At 45.8% G+C, this 22,047-nt stretch carries 22 protein-coding genes; 10 read left to right on the forward strand and 12 right to left on the reverse strand.

Annotated elements, in window-relative coordinates; all coding sequences use genetic code 11:
• Positions 1-35 precede the first annotated feature (35 nt).
• Positions 36-2,657: an ExeM/NucH family extracellular endonuclease gene (locus H7708_RS01050; protein ID WP_223668607.1), complete on the reverse strand. Its 2,622-nt coding sequence runs from the start codon at positions 2,655-2,657 to the stop codon at positions 36-38.
• A gap of 206 nt (positions 2,658-2,863) precedes the next feature.
• On the reverse strand, positions 2,864-3,679 hold the full coding sequence (locus H7708_RS01055; RefSeq protein ID WP_223668608.1) for a TerC family protein: 816 nt from the start codon (positions 3,677-3,679) through the stop codon (positions 2,864-2,866).
• A 75-nt stretch (positions 3,680-3,754) separates the two neighbouring features.
• Between H7708_RS01055 and H7708_RS01060 the strand changes: the two genes are divergently transcribed.
• A complete protein-coding gene (locus tag H7708_RS01060) occupies positions 3,755-4,234 on the forward strand; it encodes a GNAT family N-acetyltransferase (protein ID WP_223668609.1) in 480 nt (159 codons plus the stop codon).
• A 362-nt stretch (positions 4,235-4,596) separates the two neighbouring features.
• Here H7708_RS01060 and H7708_RS01065 read toward each other — a convergent pair whose 3' ends face one another.
• Positions 4,597-6,234, reverse strand: coding sequence for a peptidylprolyl isomerase (locus H7708_RS01065; RefSeq protein WP_223668610.1), 1,638 nt, complete (start codon positions 6,232-6,234; stop codon positions 4,597-4,599).
• 75 nt (positions 6,235-6,309) lie between these two features.
• On the opposite strand from H7708_RS01065, the gene ettA reads away from it, so the two are divergent.
• The 3 genes from ettA to H7708_RS01080 all read left to right on the forward strand — a co-directional run bounded on the left by ettA (position 6,310) and on the right by H7708_RS01080 (position 9,182).
• A complete protein-coding gene (ettA, locus tag H7708_RS01070) occupies positions 6,310-7,980 on the forward strand; it encodes an energy-dependent translational throttle protein EttA (RefSeq protein WP_223668611.1) in 1,671 nt (556 codons plus the stop codon).
• Positions 7,981-8,102: 122 nt separating this feature from the next.
• Positions 8,103-8,477 carry a PilZ domain-containing protein gene (locus tag H7708_RS01075; RefSeq protein ID WP_223668784.1) on the forward strand — a complete coding sequence of 125 codons (375 nt, stop codon included), beginning with the start codon at positions 8,103-8,105 and terminating at the stop codon, positions 8,475-8,477.
• 3 nt (positions 8,478-8,480) lie between these two features.
• A complete protein-coding gene (locus H7708_RS01080; RefSeq protein ID WP_223668612.1) occupies positions 8,481-9,182 on the forward strand; it encodes a penicillin-insensitive murein endopeptidase in 702 nt (233 codons plus the stop codon).
• Here the strand turns inward: H7708_RS01080 and H7708_RS01085 are convergent.
• The 3 genes from H7708_RS01085 to radA all read right to left on the reverse strand — a co-directional run bounded on the left by H7708_RS01085 (position 9,179) and on the right by radA (position 11,942).
• A complete protein-coding gene (locus H7708_RS01085; protein ID WP_235727465.1) occupies positions 9,179-9,715 on the reverse strand; it encodes a class I SAM-dependent methyltransferase in 537 nt (178 codons plus the stop codon). The two genes, H7708_RS01080 and H7708_RS01085, sit on opposite strands and share 4 nt — an antisense overlap.
• Positions 9,716-9,777: 62 nt before the next feature.
• Complete coding sequence (locus H7708_RS01090; RefSeq protein ID WP_223668614.1) at positions 9,778-10,494, reverse strand: hypothetical protein; 717 nt, start codon at positions 10,492-10,494, stop codon at positions 9,778-9,780.
• An 83-nt stretch (positions 10,495-10,577) separates the two neighbouring features.
• A complete protein-coding gene (gene radA / locus H7708_RS01095) occupies positions 10,578-11,942 on the reverse strand; it encodes a DNA repair protein RadA (RefSeq protein ID WP_223668615.1) in 1,365 nt (454 codons plus the stop codon).
• A gap of 324 nt (positions 11,943-12,266) precedes the next feature.
• On the opposite strand from radA, the gene H7708_RS01100 reads away from it, so the two are divergent.
• From H7708_RS01100 to H7708_RS01110, 3 genes are all read left to right on the forward strand, one after another.
• Positions 12,267-13,637, forward strand: coding sequence for a 3-deoxy-7-phosphoheptulonate synthase (locus tag H7708_RS01100; RefSeq protein WP_223668616.1), 1,371 nt, complete (start codon positions 12,267-12,269; stop codon positions 13,635-13,637).
• A gap of 98 nt (positions 13,638-13,735) precedes the next feature.
• Positions 13,736-14,041: a hypothetical protein gene (locus H7708_RS01105; RefSeq protein ID WP_223668617.1), complete on the forward strand. Its 306-nt coding sequence runs from the start codon at positions 13,736-13,738 to the stop codon at positions 14,039-14,041.
• Positions 14,042-14,103: 62 nt separating this feature from the next.
• Positions 14,104-14,376, forward strand: coding sequence for a DUF2970 domain-containing protein (locus H7708_RS01110; RefSeq protein WP_223668618.1), 273 nt, complete (start codon positions 14,104-14,106; stop codon positions 14,374-14,376).
• A 5-nt stretch (positions 14,377-14,381) separates the two neighbouring features.
• Here the strand turns inward: H7708_RS01110 and H7708_RS01115 are convergent, their stop codons facing one another.
• Entirely contained in the window at positions 14,382-15,194 is an 813-nt protein-coding gene (locus tag H7708_RS01115; protein ID WP_223668619.1) for a Dam family site-specific DNA-(adenine-N6)-methyltransferase, read from the reverse strand.
• 120 nt (positions 15,195-15,314) lie between these two features.
• Here H7708_RS01115 and H7708_RS01120 point away from each other — a divergent pair, with 120 nt between their 5' ends.
• Entirely contained in the window at positions 15,315-15,905 is a 591-nt protein-coding gene (locus H7708_RS01120) for an alpha/beta family hydrolase (RefSeq protein WP_223668620.1), read from the forward strand.
• Between the two features lie 140 nt (positions 15,906-16,045).
• Positions 16,046-16,450, forward strand: coding sequence for a hypothetical protein (locus H7708_RS01125; protein WP_223668621.1), 405 nt, complete (start codon positions 16,046-16,048; stop codon positions 16,448-16,450).
• Here H7708_RS01125 and bioD read toward each other — a convergent pair.
• Entirely contained in the window at positions 16,424-17,110 is a 687-nt protein-coding gene (bioD, locus tag H7708_RS01130) for a dethiobiotin synthase (protein WP_223668622.1), read from the reverse strand. The two genes, H7708_RS01125 and bioD, sit on opposite strands and share 27 nt — an antisense overlap.
• A 90-nt stretch (positions 17,111-17,200) precedes the next feature.
• Here bioD and H7708_RS01135 point away from each other — a divergent pair, with 90 nt between their 5' ends.
• Positions 17,201-17,911 carry a hypothetical protein gene (locus H7708_RS01135; RefSeq protein WP_223668623.1) on the forward strand — a complete coding sequence of 237 codons (711 nt, stop codon included), beginning with the start codon at positions 17,201-17,203 and terminating at the stop codon, positions 17,909-17,911.
• Positions 17,912-17,929: 18 nt separating this feature from the next.
• On the opposite strand, the gene bioC is transcribed toward H7708_RS01135, so the two are convergent.
• Genes bioC through bioB form a run of 4 tightly spaced genes read right to left on the reverse strand, consistent with a single transcriptional unit; the run spans position 17,930 to position 21,964 of the window.
• The gene (gene bioC, locus H7708_RS01140) at positions 17,930-18,781 is read right to left on the reverse strand and encodes a malonyl-ACP O-methyltransferase BioC (RefSeq protein WP_223668624.1); all 852 of its coding nucleotides are present in this window, start codon (positions 18,779-18,781) and stop codon (positions 17,930-17,932) included.
• A complete protein-coding gene (gene bioH, locus H7708_RS01145) occupies positions 18,778-19,554 on the reverse strand; it encodes a pimeloyl-ACP methyl ester esterase BioH (protein ID WP_223668625.1) in 777 nt (258 codons plus the stop codon). The genes bioC and bioH overlap by 4 nt, the downstream gene beginning before the upstream one ends.
• Complete coding sequence (bioF, locus tag H7708_RS01150) at positions 19,551-20,711, reverse strand: 8-amino-7-oxononanoate synthase (RefSeq protein WP_223668626.1); 1,161 nt, start codon at positions 20,709-20,711, stop codon at positions 19,551-19,553. The genes bioH and bioF overlap by 4 nt, the downstream gene beginning before the upstream one ends.
• Before the next feature lie 53 nt (positions 20,712-20,764).
• Positions 20,765-21,964, reverse strand: coding sequence for a biotin synthase BioB (gene bioB, locus H7708_RS01155; protein ID WP_223668627.1), 1,200 nt, complete (start codon positions 21,962-21,964; stop codon positions 20,765-20,767).
• Between the last annotated feature and the right edge of the window lie 83 nt (positions 21,965-22,047).

Consider the following 22,047-nt stretch of genomic DNA (forward strand, 5'->3'; position numbering starts at 1 on the left):
CTTAATAGCGGGCTTTTTCCTAACTATGACTTTTCTTACTCTGTTACTTCAACCTCTAAATTAGCGCCAAAATAAAACCAACGAGGTGGTACCATGATGTACCAGGTGCCAGTTTGTGGTGTTGAAACTTGGCAGCTTTCTGTATTATTTTTATTGTTCGAACGACAGTTAAACTTGGCTGGGTTTGGCTTTTTTGCATGGCGCACATAAAGATCGCCATTACCCTGACCGCCGTCCAATGTGACACTCAAGCTCTCTACCTCGGCTGGCACTTCAACTGCATAAGTACGCCATACACCGGGTATTGACCATAAGCTTTGCTTGCTCAGTAATTTACTTTTCTTCTTCACGCGCTGAAAGTCATACTCGGCAATCACTGGGTCGTGATCGGAAGAACGATACGCATCAGTCGAGTAGTAGTCCTGAATTTGTGCCTGGGTTTTATACTCGACGTTATAGTCTAAAACTCGTGGTTCATCAGCGTTGATATGCCACTCAGTAACGCCGACTAATTTGCTCGCCAATTCGCTGGTAGCTAAAGCATGGTCCAAGCTACCTGACCAACCTTTGAATACATAACTGTGATCAGTGGTCTGTGTCAGGTTAACGTAACCGTTTTGCTCTAGCTCATGAACAGGATCTTCTTTAGCGTAAGCATTCAGATCACCCAGAATCATAATGTTCGACGTTGCGGCCCCCGTTGGATCTGTCGCTAACCAATTCGCGAGGTACGATGAGGCTTCGGTACGACGTTCGTTCCAACATCCCTGGAAATCACCCTGATCTTCGTTAGCGCTACCATCGCTCGGACAGCTGCCTTTCGATTTAAAGTGGTTTACCGCTACTGTAATCAATTCACCAGTACTGTCATGCCTAAAAGTTTGCACCAGTGGTTGACGGTTTTTATCATCAAAAGGATAGGCATCCGTTGTTACCGCTGTGCCCTCTTCCGATACTGAACTGTTGCGATACAAAATACCTACCGCGATAGCATCAGTGCCCACTTGTGACTCTGCAGGTTGGGCATAAGCATATTGCTCGTTTGCTGGAGCCAGAGCATTAAGGCCATCGACTAAGTCTTGAATCGCACTGTTACTGCCAAAGCCGTCATTTTCAATTTCCATGATGCCGATAATGTCCGCATCCATCGCTAGAATCGCGTTGATGATTTTATCGCGTTGACGTTGGAACTCGTCAAACGTATCCGCACCGCGTGCAGTTGGGAAGCCGCCGCCCTGACCATCACCGTTAAAGTAATTCAAAACGTTGAAACTGGCGACGCGAATATTACCGGTTCCCGGTAACTGAGGAGCAGAGGTTCTTGGATTCGTTGACGTAAAGGTTGGCATTTGTGTTGGCTGGACACGATAAGCACTAAAGCTGTAATCCATCACGCCCACAACGCCATCGACGGTATCACCAGCACGAACCGTATTGTAGAACGACAGGTCACCCGTCGGGTAAATGATGGTTTCAGGATTCTGGCCAGTACGGTAATCATCCAGAATAATGGTACTTAACTCGTTAGTATCAGCCACTTGCTGTGCATCAGCCCCTGGACGATAAAGCTGCGTTGGCTGGAATAAACGATCCGTTGCTAAAACCAGTTCACCATATCGACCAAGATTGTAGTTTTCGGTCACTTTTAAAGACTGCTGAAACTCGACTAACATGCCTTCCTGCGCTTCCAAGTCATTTTTAGAAGTCAACGGCAGTTGAATCAGGGTTGGTGCCGGTACCGGTGACGTGCCGCAGTTAATCAAGTCAGTGATATTTGTCAGCTGGGTCTTGCCATAATACTCATCCACAGTACCCGCGATACGGACGCGCTCACCCACCGACAAGTTATAAGCGTTGGAACCTAACCATACCATCAAGCCTTCAGATGTTGACGAGTCATTATCTTCTTCCGCGATGGTCTCTTGCACGAAGTAGCTATTCAGTTGACCTGATGCCGTAAAATCCGCGGTAACAACCGCTTCAATGATGACATCCTGTCCATCCAATGGGCTGACTAAACCATTACCCTGAATATCATGAATAAAGGTTTTGGCATCACCACAGGCACCGATATCACCGGGATTGGTGCTGCCACCACCCTGATATTGCCCCAAGTCTGAAAAGTCATCCTGGACTAAAGCATCCCAATGACTGACAACATCATAGTTATCAGAACTATTGGTATCAGCGCTGGATGTGGTTTTACGCAATAACGTCATGTTCTGCGTTTTTGCTGAGCTGTCCCCCCAGTAGCTGCCTGGGTCCGTACCGACTTGACCAATGCTATCAATAAGGCCAGAAGCGTTAACTAATTCAATAGCGTCGTCACCATTAAACCAGCTGGAACCATTAATTTGATCGGCTACGCTTAAAATAGCAGCATCAGCCTGACTTTGTGCGATGACAAACGTTTGCTGACCATTGATGGTGCCAGAAAGATTAATGCTGGTTGCTGGAGTTGTATTACCATTAAAATAAAACTTTAGTTGGTAATCGCTTAAGTCGATTGAACTGTTAGAATCGTTGTAAAGTTCGATAGCCTTGTTATAGCTACTCCCTTCAACGTATTCAGAAATAATTAAATCTGCATTTGCCTGAGAAATACTCAGTGTCCCTAATGCCACCGCCAGCAAACTTGCCAGTGGTTTAGATTTCATGAAGTATGACATAACCCCTTCCATTCGTTTGAGTGAAAAAAGGTATTATTGAAAGTGACTGTGTCAGGCAAAAGTCAATTAGATTACAGCGACATGACGCAGCAACGTTTTGAGACTCACTTAGTAAAACTACAGGCTGATAACATTCTTCATTAAAGTGACAAACAAAAAGCCCGCCAAAAGGCGGGCTTTCAAAGTATTAAAGGTTAAAGTATCTCTTCCTGAGCTTCCTGCTCCAGTTGAGCTCGAGCCGCAGCTTCTTGCTTTTTCATCAGATTCTTCCGATATTTCGATTGTACGATATCACTCAGTACCATTACCGTAATGACAAAATAGAAAGTCACTTTGTTCATTGGCTCAATTGGGTAACCAAAGAAATGTAACTCAGACTTATGTCCGCCATCGGCCAATAGCATGATGCCCACCACTAACAGAATAAACAAACCCAACACCTCAAACATGCGGTTCTTTTGCAGGAAGGCTGAAACCGTATCAGCCAACCAAATCATGGCAATACCACTGATGATAATGGCGATAGCCATAATCCAGAAATTATCGGTTAACGCCATGGCGCTCAAAATCGAATCGAAAGAGAAAACCAGGTTCATTAAGACAATAAGGAAAATAATTTTACCTGCTGACTGAGGTTTACGATCTTTACCATCACCCACTTCCAAAGCCATCATATGCCAGATTTCTTTGACCGCGGTATACATGATAAAAATGCCACCAAAAAGAACGATAATACTTTCTAAATTAAAGGTTCCGGTAATGACGCCTTCCCAATGAATAGTAAACAGGGTGTCCTTAACGTAGCCGATCAGTTTCACTAAAAGGAACAATAAGATAATTCTTAGTACAACCGCCAGACCAATACCTAGCCAACGTACTTTCTTCTGCTTTTCCAGTGGCGCTCGTTTTGATTCCAACGAAATGTATAACAGGTTATCGAAACCTAAAACGGCCTGTAAAACGATTAGCATTCCGAGGGTAAATAAGTTTTCTAATGTGAATAGTTCCATCTGTTGTTCTCTATAGTTATTGGTTAAACTGAGCTCATTCTAGCACAGCATTTTGACATTTCGAGTTCTTGAGCAATGAACAAAAGTAAAATTACCATAGAGCACTTCAAGCCTGAGTTAGCTAACGATTTCAAAACCATCAACCAGGCATGGATAGAGAAGTATTTTGTTATCGAAGAAGAAGATCAGCGCGTACTCAACGACCCACAAAAATATATCATTGATACTGGCGGTGAAATACTTTTTGCCCGAAATAATGCTACTAGCGAGATTATCGCAGCCTGTGCGTTAAAGAAGTGGGCAGAAGATGAGTATGAGCTCTCGAAGATGGGGGTGCTCGAAGGATATCAAGGCTCAGGCGTCGGCAAGCTCCTCGCCAAAGCCGTAATCGAAGAAGCTAGAAAACTAGGTTGTAAACGCTTATTCCTGGAGTCTAATCGCAAGCTCAAGCCCGCGATGAAACTGTACCAGCAACTCGGTTTTAAAGAGTTCACCAATCATGAGTCTCGAGTTGATTATGACCGGTGCGATATAGTGATGGAGATGTTTTTATAGTTTTATAACTGTCTCAGGGATTATAAAAAATAGTTGGTGTTTAAAGCTATAATCATGGTTTTCGACCTTCGTCGAGATACTTTCTCTTGGATGAGCAAGAGAAAGTATCCAAAGAGAAACTCACTCCGATATTGAGGCCATTCAAAGAATGGCTACCTGTGTCATTCCCAAAATACTTAACGTACCAGAGTTTATAGCACTTCCTTGTGCTAAAAACTCTTACCAAAATCATCCCCTTAAAAGGATTTCCATTGGTCACAAATTTTGGTTACTATATTTTGGGAATAACTCAGCTCAATATAAGGAGAATACTCCGTGCTTGCTACCAGTAATGCAATGCACAACTCAAGCTCTCTTGTAAACTAGTCAGCAACGATTTTCGCTGAAATCACTTTATCGTTCTGCTCTAGCTGCATTGCGTTATCCATGCCTTCGACGACTTTACCGAAAATCGTGTAGTTACTATCCAGATGTAGATTTGGAGCAGTATTGATGAAGAACTGACCTCCTCCGGTATCCTTACCCAGCGTTGCCATGCCTACCGTGCCCGGTAGGTGCGACCGATAGGATAGCTCTTCTCGGATGCTATAGTCTACTGAGCCTGAGCCGTCACCAATATTACTCCCCCCCTGAGCCACGAAGTCCGGGATCACTCGATGAAAGTAACTGTTGTCATAATAGCCGTCATTAACCAGTCGGATGAAGTTAGCCGAGGTGTAAGGTGTATCTGCATACAGTTGGATCGTTATTGGACCTTGTGTGGTATTTAGTAAAACAATGGAATCCACATCAGGTAACTCTTCTGGTGTATTACTTGGCTCACCTGAGGTTTCTCTCTCCGGCTGCAGTGCCTGCTGGGCGCCTCGCGCAATAATCGCTTTATCGCTTTTTACTAATTGCTGAAGCTGGTCTTCATCCTGCAATTTGCTGAAGTAAGCAATAGCCGCTCGCTGTAAATTAGGGTCCGTACTATTCACCCACTTTTGTGTAGTATCTCCATCCGCTTTATTCGCTCTGATTAACACCATTAAAGCTTCTGACTGAACCCAACTATTGTTACTGGACAACTTTTTAGTTACCGCCTGATAGACATCATCATTGTCCAGCCAATCGTTATGTAATGTTTGTAGCGCGGTCACCTGGCTTACAGTATCGTTTTGCTTCAAGGCAATTAAAACGCCCGCCATCGCTGCTGGATTATCTGGAAAGTCAGCCAGGCCTCGAATAGCATTTACCCTAATACCAATATGTTCTTTCTGAATATGAGTCAGTAGCATTGGCAGCACTTTATTCAGCTGTGTATTTCCCAGCGCCCGTACCATTTTCGCCTGTACCATTGGGGGTAATTTATCCAGCTCTTTAAGCGCACTGTTTACCTGCGTCATTTCCATCAGGTTACGACGTGCCATCAGATAACTCGCTTCGAGCTGTGTTTCCTGCTGCCATAGGGCTTTGTATAACTGGCTGGAACTCAGGTTTTCAAACGACCCTAATCTAGAACTATGGAACGAAGACAAATTGATCAATCCCTGCAAAGCGCCACGGATCTCCTGCGAATCTTCAGACTGGTTAATAATTTCGGTCAATATTTGCTGTGCCTGTGAGTAGCCCATATTGCCGATAGCAAGTGCCATCTGGTATTTAACCGTAGGGGCTTTCTCTTGTTTCAGCGCACTAGTCAGATGCTCGCCCATACTGGGAACTCCGGCAATACCGAGTGCAAACACCGCAGCTTCACGCACCTTGGCACTGTCATGGCTCAAATAGGGAAGCACTCGGTTAGCAGCCTTTTCACCACCAACCCGCCCGAGCGCGATTAACGCAACCTCCAGGGTGTCGTTTGTCAAAGCCTGGCAGCTGAATGCTTTGTTGAAGTTCTCATGCTCAGCATCCCGTTGATCGGAAGCAAGATATAACTCTTGTGGGGTCACGCATGCCATAGCGGCACTCCCCAGAAAACTTAGAACCAGTCCTAATCCCCATAAACTCAAGTGTTTCATGCTCTCTCCTGTAGCTTCAACAGTGCAAGCAATGTAAAATGCCGGCAACATTGTTATTAATTAAGTATTCTTTTAATGGCTCAATATATTTATACCATGAATCGGGTGAGCAAAGTGGTTCCCCCGAATAAAACTATCTTAAAAGATATTTCCCTATCCTTCTTCCCTGGTGCCAAAATTGGTGTGCTCGGCCTAAATGGTGCGGGTAAATCGACGCTATTACGTATTATGGCTGGCGTTGATCAGGATCATGATGGTGAAGCGCGTCCACAACCGGGCACGAAAATCGGTTACCTACCGCAGGAACCACAATTAGACGAAAGTAAAACCGTTCGTGAAATCGTTGAAGAATCGGTAACTCATGTCAAAGAAGCATTGGCTGAACTGGATCAGGTTTATGCCGCTTATGCCGATGAAAACGCAGATTTTGATGCTCTATCAAAGCGTCAGGGCGAACTGGAAGCCATTATTCAGGCGACCGACGGTCACAACCTTGAAAATACACTAGAACGTGCTGCCGACGCACTTCGCCTGCCAGCATGGGATGCCAAGGTGGAGAACCTGTCTGGTGGTGAACGTCGCCGAGTGGCCATTTGCCGCTTATTGCTTGAACACCCAGATATGTTACTGCTGGATGAGCCAACCAACCACCTGGATGCCGAATCAGTGGCATGGTTAGAACGCTTCCTGGTGGATTACAACGGCACGGTGGTTGCCATTACCCACGACCGTTACTTCCTGGACAATGCTGCTGGCTGGATTCTGGAGCTGGATCGTGGTGAAGGTATCCCTTGGGAAGGTAACTACTCTTCGTGGCTAGAGCAGAAAGCCAAACGTTTAGAAATCGAAGAGAAGCAGGAAGCCTCTCGCCAGAAAACGATGAAAGAAGAGCTGGAGTGGGTTCGAGCCAACTCAAAAGGCCGCCAGGCCAAATCGAAAGCGCGTATGTCTCGTTTTGAAGAATTATCGAGCAAAGAGTTCCAGCAACGTAACGAAACCCGTGAGTTGTACATCCCACCGGGTCCACGCCTGGGTACACAGGTCATTACGGCGAAAGGCTTGACTAAAACCTTCGGTGATAAATTGTTGTATAACGATTTAAACTTTAACCTGCCGCAGGGTGGTATCGTCGGTGTGATTGGTCCGAACGGCGCCGGTAAATCAACCATGTTTAGAATGATCACGGGGCAGGAGCAACCGGACTCCGGTGAGCTTCAAATCGGTGAAACGGTTGATTTAGCCTACGTCGACCAGAGCCGTGATTCGCTGGATGATAATAAGACCGTATGGGAAGAAATCTCTGATGGTTTGGATGTAATTACCGTCGGTAATTACGAAACGCCATCGCGTGCTTACGTCGGTCGTTTTAATTTCAAAGGCTCGGATCAACAGAAACGTATCGGCGACCTATCAGGCGGTGAACGAAACCGCGTGCACTTAGCCAAGCTGCTTAAGAGTGGTGGCAACGTATTGCTGCTGGATGAGCCGACGAACGACTTGGACGTAGAAACCTTACGTGCACTGGAAGATGCATTGTTAGCCTTCCCAGGTTGCGCCGTAGTTATCTCGCACGACCGTTGGTTCCTCGATCGTATCGCGACACACATCTTAGCTTTCGAAGGAGACAGTGAAACGGTCTGGTTCGAAGGTAACTATCAAGAGTACGAAGCCGACCGTAAACGTCGCCTTGGTGCTGACGCTGATCAGCCTCACCGTATTAAATACCGCAAAATTTCCAAGTCCTAAAAAGTGCTCACTGGTTCACGTCAAGAACGCGGGCCAGTGAGTCAAATCTGCAATTATTTTCGACAATCGAATTCCTCTTTGCTAACCTCAACATATGGGGGATAGCATTAAGGGTCGATACTATAAATACCGAGCGTAGACGATTTACTCGTATTCCTGTTTCAGCTAAAGCACTTATTGAGCAAGGCACACAAAAACATACAGCCAAAGTGATCGATATTTCACTCAACGGAGCTCATTTGCAAACAGCTGCTGAGCTGAATAAGGAAGAGCCGATTAAATTACAGATTATTTTCGATGAGCTGACACCGCCAATTAATATGGTAGCGGCGGTAGTTTATAGTGATGGCGAAGACTATGGTATAGAATGTCAGGAAATTGATATCGACAGTATGCTTCAACTACGTTCAACCTTGACCTTATACAACAATGATCCCGAGACAATCCATCGAGAGTCACAAGCCTTATGGGAAAAAAGACAGAAGAAAGCTGATTAATAAATGCTAAAGCACCTCACTCTTAGTGGCTTAATATTTCCCCTATTAACTACGACAGTCCTAGCTCAGACTTCATCAAAGCCAAGCCAATGTTTCGGTAGCACTTCTAATGGTCGAATTGCCCATGCTGTTCAACTTCCAACATCCGGCAAAAACTATAAGAGTTACAGCAACCTGGCTGCAACATTAGGTAGAACCTACGTACACACCGGCGTTCGTGACATTGTCGTAGGTGCATATCAAAACTTAGCGAGAACCCATCCCAGTAAGGTATTCAAGTATGCCGAAACAGGGAACAAAAATGGTGGTCTCTTTTCACCACATAAAACTCATCAAAATGGCCTATCGGTAGACTTTATGGTTCCAGTAACCAATGCCAAAGGACAATCCATACACCTGCCAACCCATGCTTTAAACCGTTATGGCTACGATATAGAATTTAATAAGCAGGGTCGATACGGCAAATTAAAGATAGATTATGAAGCCATGGCAGCGCATATCGTTGCTTTACACCAAAGTGCTAAAAAGCGCGGTTATGATTTATGGCGAGTTATTTTTGACCCGAAACTACAGACACCGCTTTTTCAGACATCTTACAAAGACTATTTAAAAGATAATATTCAATTTACCCAAAGGCGCTCCTGGGTGCGGCATGACGAGCACTACCATGTCGACTTTGATATCCCCTGCAAAACTCTTAACTAATCATCGAAACGTGTCTGATAGCCTCGGGGCTTTGTCATAACTAACTCCTGACACAACTCCCCTCGTTCCAGATACTTCACTTCAAAGTGAGTTCGTGAGCTATTCCTGGGAATGATTTTTCGTTCGACAGGTAGCTGCCATAACTCTTTCGTCTGTTGTTCCGCTTCGTCAATATAACTCTCAATATTGGAGGCCAACACCACCTCTGCGCCATCTTTCATTCGTGATAATAAGAACTCAAAAAATGGCATATTCAACCAACGCTGTGCCGTACTTTTAGGTTCTGGGTTGGGGTATAATAGAAAGACCCCGTTCAAACTGTTCGGCGGGAAGGCATGAACCACATAAGGAATTGCATCGGCATGGACAGGGGTTAAATTTTCCAACTCTAAAGCTGTGGCGCGTTCAGCAAAAACCTCAAATTTATTGCGTGTCCGTTCAACGGCGATCAAATGTTTTTGCGGATTGGCCTGCGCGAACTGCATGGCATGCATTCCCTTCCCTGCACCAATCTCCAGGTACTGGCATGACATTATTTGTGGGCTAATAAAATCTCGAGGTTTAAACAGTTTTCTAGGCTTAAATTCTCTCACAACTATCTCGCCTGTATTAATCGGTTTAGTCTTATTGCTTCGGAGTAGCGCCCTTTTAAACTTTTAACATGCTTTACATCCGATAAAGTCTTAATCCTATCTATATAAGACTGTGAAAACTTTTTATCATTATCAGTAATATCAATTTCCAAAGTCCATTGCTGATAGTGCTCTAATAAGCTTAATTGAAGCCACAGTTTTATACCAGAATGGTATGAATCAAGAAAGTTTAAAATCAAGTCCGCGGCCTCTCTCCTATGACCAATACTTACCATGTCCTTTGATAAACCAAATACTGCACCAGCTACGAGTTCTCTATGGGCACAGAGCCACCTACACTGCGGCCGAATATAGGTATAGTCTATATATTTGTCTAAAAATAATTTTCTGTATTTAATTCTTTCATCAATATCAGACTCTAGTGCTATTAGTCTTGACAAAGTGTGAACATAAACATCTGAACCTTCTAAGCTATTGTACAGCCCGTGATTTAATGCTTCGTATATAGCATCATCCTTTGTGTCACTGTCTAACGGTCTTACTGTATCAATATAAAACTTTTGATAGTCATCCATATTATGAATTTTATATTTATACTCTTGCTCTAATGGACTAACTCCCCAAGTACTTTCTATGGGGTGTTTAGTATCATCATCTATTGCATTTGTTGCACAGGCTGTGATAAACAATGTCAAAATAAAAAGTATAGAGGTTTTCATATCCGCACGCTAAGAATAAGTGATAAAGAGCACTCTAAAAAATAAAACTGTTTTTCTTTAGACAGAATATGGTGAAAATATGGCTATAAGAGATCAATCATTTCCTGTAAGCGACTGACACCATGCACCGTTAGGCCATCCACTGGTTTCGAAGGCATATTTCCTTTGGGAATGATTGCCTTCTTAAAGCCATGCTTAACGGCCTCTTTCAGTCGCTCCTGCCCGTTCGGCACAGGCCGTACTTCACCCGCCAAACCAACTTCGCCAAACACCACCAAGTGCTCTTCCAGTGGTCGATTTCGCAGGCTGGAAATAATCGCAGCGATAAGCGCCAGATCCGAACTGGTTTCCATCACGCGAACACCGCCCACGACATTGGCAAACACGTCCTGATCAAAGGTGGCTACGCCGCCGTGACGATTCAGTACCGCCAACAACATGGCGATACGCTGATGATCCAGACCAACCGCCACCCGCTTAGGCTGCGGCGCGTGAGACGTATCCACCAATGCCTGAATTTCTACCAGCATCGGACGCGTACCTTCCCAGGTGGAGACAATAGCACTGCCTGCCACCGGATCAGTATACTTCGACAGGAAAATCGCCGATGGATTTTTCACCTGCTTTAACCCTTCGTCGGTCATGGCAAATACGCCGAGTTCATTGACCGCACCAAAGCGGTTTTTTACCGCTCGCAATAAACGAAGCCTACCGTCACGTTCACCTTCAAAATACAGTACGGCATCGACCATATGTTCTAAAACACGAGGTCCCGCCAAGGCACCATCTTTAGTCACATGGCCCACCACCAGCAAGGTCGTTCCCGTTTGTTTCGCAAACCGTACTAACTGCGCCGCACTTTCCCGTACCTGCGCCACACCACCGGGAGCAGACTGTAACATTTCGGTGTAAATAGTCTGGATCGAGTCCACCACCATGACTTTAGGTTTCTGCATCAAAGCCTGTGTCGTAATCTGCTCAACCTGGGTTTCTGTCAGCAGCGAAAAGTCACCTGTGTTGAGTCCAAGACGCTGAGCGCGCATCGTCACCTGCTGCATCGACTCTTCACCGGTCACATACAGTACCGGCATGTCCTGACTGATCTTGCATAAGCTTTGCAGCAAAATCGTTGATTTACCAATTCCCGGATCACCCCCCATCAGAACCACAGAGCCCGGTACCAGGCCACCGCCCAGCACGCGATCCAGCTCGGACAGCCCCGAATCCATGCGTGGAACTTCTGATAAATCGACCTTGTCCATTTTGACGACTTTACTCTGCTCACCAGCATAACCTGTAAAGCGCGAACTCTTGTCCGCCTTACTTTGCTTAACGTTGGCCTGCTCCACTAATGAGTTCCATGCTTTACACTGACCGCACTGCCCTGCCCACTGAGGAGTTTCAGAACCGCACTCCTGGCAGACGTAGATTGTTTTTACTTTCGCCATAATTAAAAATACCAAACAGCTTGTTCATCAGTGTGACTTTGTTAAAACTTTTCTCAGCGCTTATCATTTATCCCTTAATAAACTCAAATCCCTTCGAAAAGCTTTGCCTCGTCACACTTTGCTCAAACCGTTTTCTTACATTTCCTGATAGTTAACTGCACTAAGCTGAACAGAGACCACTCGATCCCACCCTCTCAACGTTTCTACCTATTTTCAAACTTATTCTTCCGGCAAACTTAACTTGCTTTCTTACTTACAGTCTTTTTTGCCCGTGTCTATCTTATGGGATAGAATGGCTTTATTGAAGTAAATTTGTAAATTCGAATGGTTGACTCAAACGCTGACAACTGGACTCCCGATAGCTGGAAGTCAAAACCTGTCAGTCAGCAAATCAAATACGGTGATCCGCAGGCGTTAGCGCAGGTGGTTGAAAAGTTATGCCAACTCCCTCCCCTGGTCTCATCATCAGAAGTTGATACCCTGAAACAACGCATCGCTGAAGCTCAGCGTGGCGAGCGTTTTATTTTACAAGGGGGCGATTGTGCCGAATCCTTCAAAGATTGCAACGCTGATGCTATTTCACAGAAAGTCCGTAGCCTGCTGAGTTTAAGTCTGCTGGTCAGTCAGAAAACACAAATGCCCGTGACTCGTATTGGCCGTATCGCCGGACAATACGCCAAACCCCGCTCGGTATTAACAGAAACCCAGGGGGATATCACGTTAGCCAGCTATCGCGGCGACCTGGTCAATCATATCCACTTCAGCGAATCGGCTCGTACGCCCGATCCAGCGCGTATGTTGGAAGGCTACAGCTACGCTTCCTTAACCATTAACTATATTCGCTCACTCTTAGAAGGCGAATTGGAAGAACTGTTTAATCTCGAACCAGAAATGACTTCGCTGCAGGAGCTGGCCTCGCATAAGCAACTGCATCAAAGCCTTCGCAATTTCACCGAAGCACTGCAGCTGTTCCATCAATTTAATGGCAGACAAACGGCACATAAAAACTTAACCGAGTTTTATACCAGTCATGAGGCATTACACCTTCATTACGAACAGGCCTTAACCCGTCAGGCCAACAACGGGCACTGGTATAACTTATCGACTCACTTTCCCTGGGTCGGTATGCGCACCGTACAGAGCGAAAGCGCCCATCTCGAATACTTACGAGGCATCGCTAACCCGATAGCAATCAAAGTCGGACCCACTGTTCAACCTCATGAGCTGGTTCAATTATGCCGCTGGCTTAACCCGCAAAATGAAGCTGGGCGACTTACTTTGATCCAACGCTTTGGGCATACTAAGATTACAGAGAAGCTTCCCGCTTTGATTACAGCCATTCAAGATGCTGACATAAAAGTTCTTTGGAGCTGTGATCCCATGCACGGCAACACTCAGGTTAGCACGGGCGATTATAAGACCCGAGACTACCAGCATATTCAGTCCGAGTTACAGCAGGCCTTTGATATTCATAACGCCCATGACTCTCATCTCGGTGCTTTACACCTGGAAATGACTGGCGAAGCGGTCATGGAGTGTGTCGGTAGCACTTATGGCGTCAAACATCAGGAATTAGGTAAAGCCTACACCAGCCTTGTCGATCCACGTTTAAACTTAAGTCAAGCCTTTGAATTAATTGATAGTTTAAACCTCAAACAAGAGCAGAAGGCAGCTGATAAACAGCAAAAACCATAAATAAATCCTTGATCTAAAAGCTCCTATTGGCGTATATTCGGGGGATACCCTCGATACTGGGGGCATTGGTACAGGTGAAATATGGTAAGGAGTGAACCATGTTACCCAAAAACTGTTTGAGACAAGTATTATTAGCTAGTGGCGTCGCTTTAAGCATCGTCGGTGGTTCCAATGCTTTTGCTAAGGCACAAATTTGTGCTGACAGTTATCGTGTGGACTCCAGCAGTGATGAATTACACATTATTACATCACTGGAACCTGAATTATTAGAACCAGCTTCCACTCGTCTTGCTCACAACGATTCGGATAAAAAAGCAACCAACTGGTACTCCTGGTTAACCGAATCTCACAATATGCCAAGCTTGCACTTTATTCAGTTTCTAGAATTGTTTGAAAAGTCTTAATTTTTTCATCTACCTGGGTTATATTAACCCCTTCTAAAACAAGCTGTATTACACATTTAACAATGACTCAAGACGAATCTAAAACCAATGAAGCCTCATTGGACAATCCCCCTGAGCCCAAAGATCAAGAGAAAAGCAAAGGGACCGGTTTCTGGTCAACCGTTCAAAGCGTGCTCGGCGCCATGTTCGGAGTACAGTCCGAGGAGCAGCGTGAAAAAGATTTTGAAAAAGGCAGCGCCGTTCAATTTATCGTTGGCGGCATTATCTTTGTTGTCGTCTTTATTCTTACGATTCTGTATTTCGTAAACTCAGCATTAGAAAACGCTGGTGCATAGCCGGGTCAACGATAAATCGCAAGCAGCTCTTTTGCTTTTGAGCGATTGTTGCCGTCACACGAAATGAATCGCTGCACATCAAAGTGGGCCATAGCCGTAGCTTTTTTATAAATATCTCGAGCGACGACTGTGTCATGATTTGAGATTGCGGTGGTCACTCCCTTTTGCTGCGCTCGCTCTGCCAGAAAGCCTAATTCAGCTTGCTGATCGTAACTAAAGCCCTGCTTGGTATAGTCGGTAAAATTCGCAGTTAAACTCCGTGGTAAATAAGGCGGATCGCAATAAATCACGTCGCCACGACGAGCGCCATTAAAGCTAGTTCGGAAGCTCTGGCAACGAAACTCTGCTCGCTGTGCTCTTTTAGCAAACACCTCCAGTTCTTTTCCTGGAAAGTACGGGCGCTTATATCGTCCAAAAGGTACGTTAAAACCACCCGAGCGGTTATAGCGACACAAACCATTATAGCCATGCCGGTTAAAGTACAGGAATAATGCCGAGCGCTCTTCCCCTGCATCGAGCTGGTTAAAATGCTGACGCAACTCGTAAAAACGCTTTTCCGTATTATTGGTTTCAGAGAAAAAAGTCGCGCAATAGTTAATGAAACGCCCCTTGCCCCGCTTTAAGTCCCGAAACAGGTTAATTAAATCCGGGTTGATATCTGCCAGAACAAAACGCTCATAGTCGGCGTTTAAAAATACCACGCCGGAGCCAACAAAAGGCTCAATAAGCTTTTCCCCCTGCGGCAGATGATGCAGAATTTTAGGTAATAGTCTAAACTTGCCACCAGCCCATTTAAGGAAAGGTCGTTGATACTTCATGGGCTGTATGATCGACATAAATTAAAATGAAATCAAAAGACTCGACGTGGATAAACAGGCTTTAGTGTATCAAAACCGATCCCGAATAACACGAAATTGCGAATTTATTGAAGGTATTACATGAAAGAACAGAAAGCGACCCTGATATTAGCACACGGTGCCGGCGCTGACTCTCAGTCAGACTTCATGCAATTTATGGTCAAGCACATCGCTTGTCAGCAGATTGACGTTATGACATTTGACTTTCCTTACATGGAACGTCGCCAGCAAACTGGTAAAAAATCACCTCCGGACAGGATGCCAAAATTGATTGAAAGTTTTAAACAACAAATCGACAAGGCAAGCAGTGGAAATCTTTTTATTGGCGGCAAATCCATGGGCGGCCGAGTAGCCAGTATGATCGCCGACGACGTTGGTGCCGGTGGTGTAATCTGTATGGGTTACCCTTTCCATCCACCGGGGAAACCGGAAAAGACTCGAACCGCGCACCTGCAGACATTAACAACACCCGCTTTAATTTTACAGGGAACACGAGATCCCTTCGGCAAACCCCACGAAGTGGAACAGTACGCTCTCAGCGAAGCCATTCAGGTAGATTGGCTCGACGATGGAAATCATAGTTTCGAGACTCTGAAACGCTCTGAGGTGTCTACTGAAGCCACTTGGTATTTAGCTGCACAAAAGGCTCAGCAATTTATTTTGTCACATTAGCCTTCCATGATGAATGCTACAAGCTGTTGATTTTATGATAAGGTTTCTCTAACTCACTCGACTGAAACTGTGAGCTAATTGGACGCGAATGCGATTACAGAATTATAGACTCAACGATAACTCTTACAGAAGGAACGCCTATGAGCACAACACGACTAAGCTACACTGTTTTAGCCATTGTTATCACCTGCCTGCTACAATCCTGCACTAAAGCAAACAGCGATGTGCAACCCACCAGTGCGCAAGATTTATATGCCGAAATACAACGAGAAGCCCAAGTTCAAGGTTGCATGACTCATGATGACTGCGCACTGCTGCCTGTGGGTAAGAAGCCATGTGGTGGACCTGAAAGCTACCAGCCTTACTCTAAAACCAGTAGCGATGTGGCGAAACTCAAAGAACTCGGAGAGCGTTACCGGGACATGAGGGAGCAGTACAACCTGGAAAACCAGATTATGGGAACCTGCGTTGTAACTCCCAAACCTCGAGTCAGCTGCGTTCGTAACCAGTGTATGGCATCAGAGCAAAGCACTCACATCCAGTAACTGGCTGACAGCATCCGCGTCTTGTGAAGCATTCTGCTGCGGCACAATGCCGAGACAAGGCGCGCCGATATTGCTTTTAAGCCATTGAATGTTATCTTCAGCCATATTCATTTTACCTTGAGCAAAATTGGCAACCCAGCCAACGAGTTTCAGGCCTCGGCGTTCAATGTCCCTTACCGTTAACATCGCATGGTTTAAACAGCCAAGCTTCATACCAACAACCAGAAGAACTTCATGCCCACTCTGCTCTACCCAATCGGCATAGGTTTCCTTATGATTTAAAGGAGTCAGCCAGCCACCGGCTCCTTCAGTCAATACCAGCTCAGCCTGCTCAGGAAAGACAACACTCTGTTGTAAGCGCTCGACACTTAAAGCAACACCAGCCAAATCCGCTGCTATATGGGGCGCAATGGCGGGCTCGAAACAAAAAGGGTTCACATCGTCATAGGTTAATTCAAGGTTTGCGGCCTTCTGTAGCTGCAAAGCATCATCATTTTGCATGACGCCCTGCACTGGCTGAGCATCGGACGCAATAGGCTTCAAACCAGCAACCTTACACCCTTTTTCTGCCAAGGCTCGAAGCAATGCTGCAGAGATAAAAGTTTTACCAATTTCGGTATCCGTTCCAGTCACAAAAATTTTTCGTTGGCCTTTATTCAATCTGTTATACCTCGCACAAATCAAGTCTGATGATTACTATATACTATGGCTGAGCAAGAGCAATTCAATCCGTTAACCAAAGACTTTTTTATGGATAATTTGACGAACGACAACACTATCATATTAATCTTGGGCATCCTAGCGCTGGTCATGCTCCTCGGTGCCGTAATCATGGCGACACTGAAACATGCACTTGTTCGTCAACTCGAATCAAAAAATGCTGAACTGAAACAGGTTATCAAAGAGAACACGCAAAACATTGCCAAGAAAAAGCATAAAATCGAAGAAATGGAGGCTGACTATAAGAAGTTACAGGACTCACTTACCAGCCTATCAGAACGCAATACAACTCTGGTTCAGGAGCACCGCCAATTAAATTCCAAATATCAGGAAACCGTCAGTAGCTATGAAGAAGCTCATAAAAGCTATATGGACTCCCTTCAGTCGATCACCGACATTAAGCAGGAATATGAAGCCGAAATAGAAGAGCTTAAAGAAGAGCATCGAGAAACAATAAAAAATGTTCGTCAGGAAGCTAAAGATGAAATCGAGCACTTCAAGTCTAACTATTTGTCAGACTATGATCACATCAAAAAGAGCCATAAGCGCTTAATCACAGCTAACCAGACACTGAGTAAAAATACGGATAATTTACGCGATGAGCGAGACTTTTATCGGACCGAGTTCGAAACGCTACGCGACTTTTTGCACGATGCTCAAATGAAAAATGCTAAAGAAATCCTTAGGGCAAAAGAAAAAGAGCTGGAAGAAAAAGTGGTCAAGTTTGAGAACAAAAAGTAGTGAGTGCAGGATCTATTCCTAAGGCTCACGCTTACCTTCAGCAAGCTCTACAATATACTCATGGTAACTGGTTGTCTTAGTCATTTCGCTGCCAAAGGCGTGACCATAAATCAGCTCATAAGTGGCAGGTAACTGCCCATCATCCATTGCAAACTGACGATAAGCCTTTTCAACGGCTTTCAACTTCTTTGGGCCCATCAGGCCATTGCTACGTCGGTGGTCAATATTGTGCGCTCCAATATCTTTTAAGTCCCGCATCAGCTCCATGGCCTTGTCATAACTGATAACCACGGGCTCCGCATCGACTACAGGATCGATCAGCTGCGCCGATAACATGGCATCACCAACATTGTGCATATCAATAAAATCGTTGACGTGTTGATAATGGTCAACCTGGGCGAAGCTATGTTTTAGCTCCTTGAGCGTATCCGGCCCCAGCGTGGTAAATAACAATAATCCTTCTGGGCGTAATACTCGATTAAGCTCCTTGAACAGCCCCGGTAAATCTTCCAACCATTGAATGGCCAGGTTGGAAAAAATCAGGTCCACCGAGTTATCTTCAAAAGGTAACGCCATGGCATTGGCGCAAATATACTCTTCACTGGCGGAGCGCTGACGGCACCATTGGACCATCCCTTCAGCAATATCCACCCCGGTAACGCTCGATTGGGTAAAACGTTGTGATAACTCACGTGTAAACACACCCGTCCCACAACCTAAATCGACAATGGTTTCGGGCTGCAATTTAAAGTAGTCCAATCGCTCGAATAAGCGCTCACCAGCAATACGTTGAAAAAAGGCGGCTTCATCATACGTTTTCGCGGCCTGACTAAATGAACGCGCGACATCGGCAGAGCTGATCTGGTTCATGCTTTTAAAAACTCGCTAACTTTATCAATGAACATCTCAGTGTGTGACAAAAACGGCGCATGGCTGGCTTTCGGAAAGACATGCTGCTCGCTGTTCGGGGCTAACTGCTGAATAGCATCAGCCGCTTTAGCTGGAACCAAAGAGTCGAGACGACCATACAACCGTAAAAAAGGTACCTCAATCTTTTTCAAGTCGTCGCGCAGATCGACATCATTTAATAGCGACAAACCTTCACGCAACGCCTTTGACGCTGGGACGCCATGAATAAACACCGTATCACGCAAACGCTTGATGTCTTCCTTTTGAGTTTCACTGCCGATGGCCTGAATCGCTAAAAAGCGAATAATGGTGCCTTGATAATCTTCTTCCAGATAACGACAAAAGCTATCCATAATGTTTGGCTTCATGGCGTGCATCCAGTCATCCGCCTGCACAAAACGTGGTGAGCTGGAAACCGTGACCAAAGATTCCACTCGCTGAGGTTGCTGCAATGCAATCTGAGTCGAAACCAGACCACCTAACGACCATCCAAGATAATGCGCTTTCTCAGGAGTGACTTTCATAACCTGCTCGGTCAATAAATCTAAATCGTAATGACCGCCCGGCAGTGGCGAGCGACCAAATCCCGGGAGATCCACAAGGTGCAGTGTAAAATCCTGTGCTAGTCGATCGGATACCAGCTCCCAGATACCCGAATGTAGCCCCCAGCCATGAAGAAGCACCAGATCCGGCCCCTGCCCCAAAGTTTCAACGTATGGTTTCAATTTACTCACTGTGTCACCTGAATTTCTGCTTGTATTGCTTCGATCAATTGCTCGATATGACTTTTGGTATGACTCGCAGTTAATGTAATACGAAGCCGTGCACTGTTTTCCGGTACCGTCGGCGGGCGGATAGCAACCACTAATATGCCCCGCTGGCGCAATCCTTGGCTGAGTTGTACGGCCGTATCATTCTTCCCAACCAGTAAAGGCTGAATGGCGGTATCCGACGGCATCAACGGTAAGTCAGCGTCCGCTGCTAACTGTTTAAAATACCGAATGTTGTGCTGTAATTTTAAACGTAACTCAGGGTCATCCTGAAGCAGTTTCAAGCTGGCACGATTGACTGCGGCTACTGCGGGCGGTATTGCCGTGGTGTAAATATAACTTCGGGCAAACTGTATCAGACTCTCGATCAATGAATTATTTCCGGCCACAAAAGCCCCATACCCCCCCATCGACTTACCCAGCGTCGCCATGTAAATATCGGCCTGTGACTGAGCTAACCCAAAATGTTCAAGAGAACCTCTTCCTGACTCCCCCAGTACGCCAAAGCCATGGGCGTCATCGACCATCAGTTGCGACTGACTTTCTTTAGCCAGCTCAACAATTTCTGGCAATGGCGCCAAGTCACCGTCCATGCTGAAAACACCGTCTGTCACAACAATCTTGCTTTCAACCTTGTGTTTTAACTGACGCCGCAACGAGTCCAGATCATTATGCCCGTAACGCAGCATTTTCGCTTCGCTGGCACGGCCACCGTCGATTAGCGAGGCATGGTTCAGTTTATCCTGTATCAATAAATCCTTCTTATCGAACAAACTGGTTAGCACGCCATAGTTGGCCATAAAGCCTGAGGAAAATAACAGCGCACGCTCAGTACCGAGGAACTCTGCCAACTCCTCTTCCAGTAAATGATGCTCTTTACTATGACCAACCACTAAATGAGAGGCACCGCTACCCACGCCGTATTGTTTGCTTGCAGCAACCATGGATTCTATCAATTTAGGATGGTTTGCCAGCCCCAGATAGTCATTGCTGCTGAAGTTAATGAAATGACTGGAGTCAATGCTGACTTCAGTATCCTGCCCGCTCTCCAGCGTTAGACGCTGGCGCATTAAGTCCTGCGCCTGCCTCTGCTTTAAGCGGCTTTCTAATTTATCCCACATAGTTAAAACTCAGTGGCTATTGTTTGGTGAGGTTTGGAGTAACGAGTCAGAAACTAGTTCACTTCGGTCGCACCACGGGCAGGGACTCCCCCCTGGGGATTCCTTTCAGTCGCACCACGGGCATTCCTTTCAGTCGCACCACGGGCATTCCTTTCAGTCGCACCACGGGCACTCCCTTCGGTCGCATCATAAAACAGCGGCTTGGTGTCGGAGGTTGCCTGCTCTGCTGTCTGCGCCACAAAATCGGCTGCTTCTGCAGCAACATCTTCTTCCGAATGATGACGTTTTTCAGGGCGAATCCCCAAACGCTCAAACAGGATCGCATCCGCTTCGGCTTCCGGGTTAGCCGTCGTCAATAATTTCTCACCGTAGAAAATCGAGTTAGCACCAGCCAGAAAACATAAAGCCTGAGTCTGCTCATTCATATCTTCACGGCCAGCGGATAACCGTACATACGACTGCGGCATGATGATACGAGCGGTCGCGATCATGCGAATAAAGTCAAATTCTTCCAGTTTCTCGACTTCTCCCAGCGGTGTACCCGGCACAGCAACCAGCATATTAATCGGTACACTCTGCGGGTGCTCTGGCATATTGGCCAGCTCTTTCAGTAAACCGTAACGATCCTTGGTATTTTCACCCATACCAATGATACCGCCGCTACAGACATTGATACCCGCATCACGAACATTCTGTAGCGTATCCAGACGGTTATCATAGCTACGGGTCGTAATAATCTGTTCATAATATTCAGGAGAGGTATCCAGGTTGTGGTTATAGTAGTCGAGGCCCGCTTCCGCCAATTTTCCAGCCTGCTCATCGGTTAACATCCCCAAAGTCACACAGGTCTCCAAACCCAAGTCTTTAACCTGACGCACCATTTCCAGCACGACATCGAGATCTTTATCACGTGGCGAGCGCCAGGCAGCCCCCATACAGAAACGCGTCGCCCCTGTATTCTTAGCCTGTTTGGCTTTCTCCACCACTTCCTGCACGGCCATTAACTTTTCCTTTGATAGCCCTGTGTTGTAGTGACCCGATTGTGGACAATAAGCACAGTCTTCAGGGCAGGCACCTGTTTTAATGCTTAGCAGGGTACTGGTCTGAACTTCATTCGGGTTAAAGTGCTGGCGGTGAACCGATTGTGCGGCAAATAGCAGGTCATTAAACGGTTGGTTATAAACGGCCTCAATTTCCGCAATGGTCCAATCATTGCGAACTTTTCCACTATTTAACTGATCTAGATTGCTCATTGTCTCTTTAACCCTTATAGTAACTGTCTTGCACGCTAAGCAGGAATAGCGTGCAGTTTACTTTCTGAGAATACACTGTCAAC

This window comes from Kangiella shandongensis, assembly GCF_020005365.1.
GTDB lineage: Bacteria > Pseudomonadota > Gammaproteobacteria > Enterobacterales > Kangiellaceae > Kangiella > Kangiella shandongensis.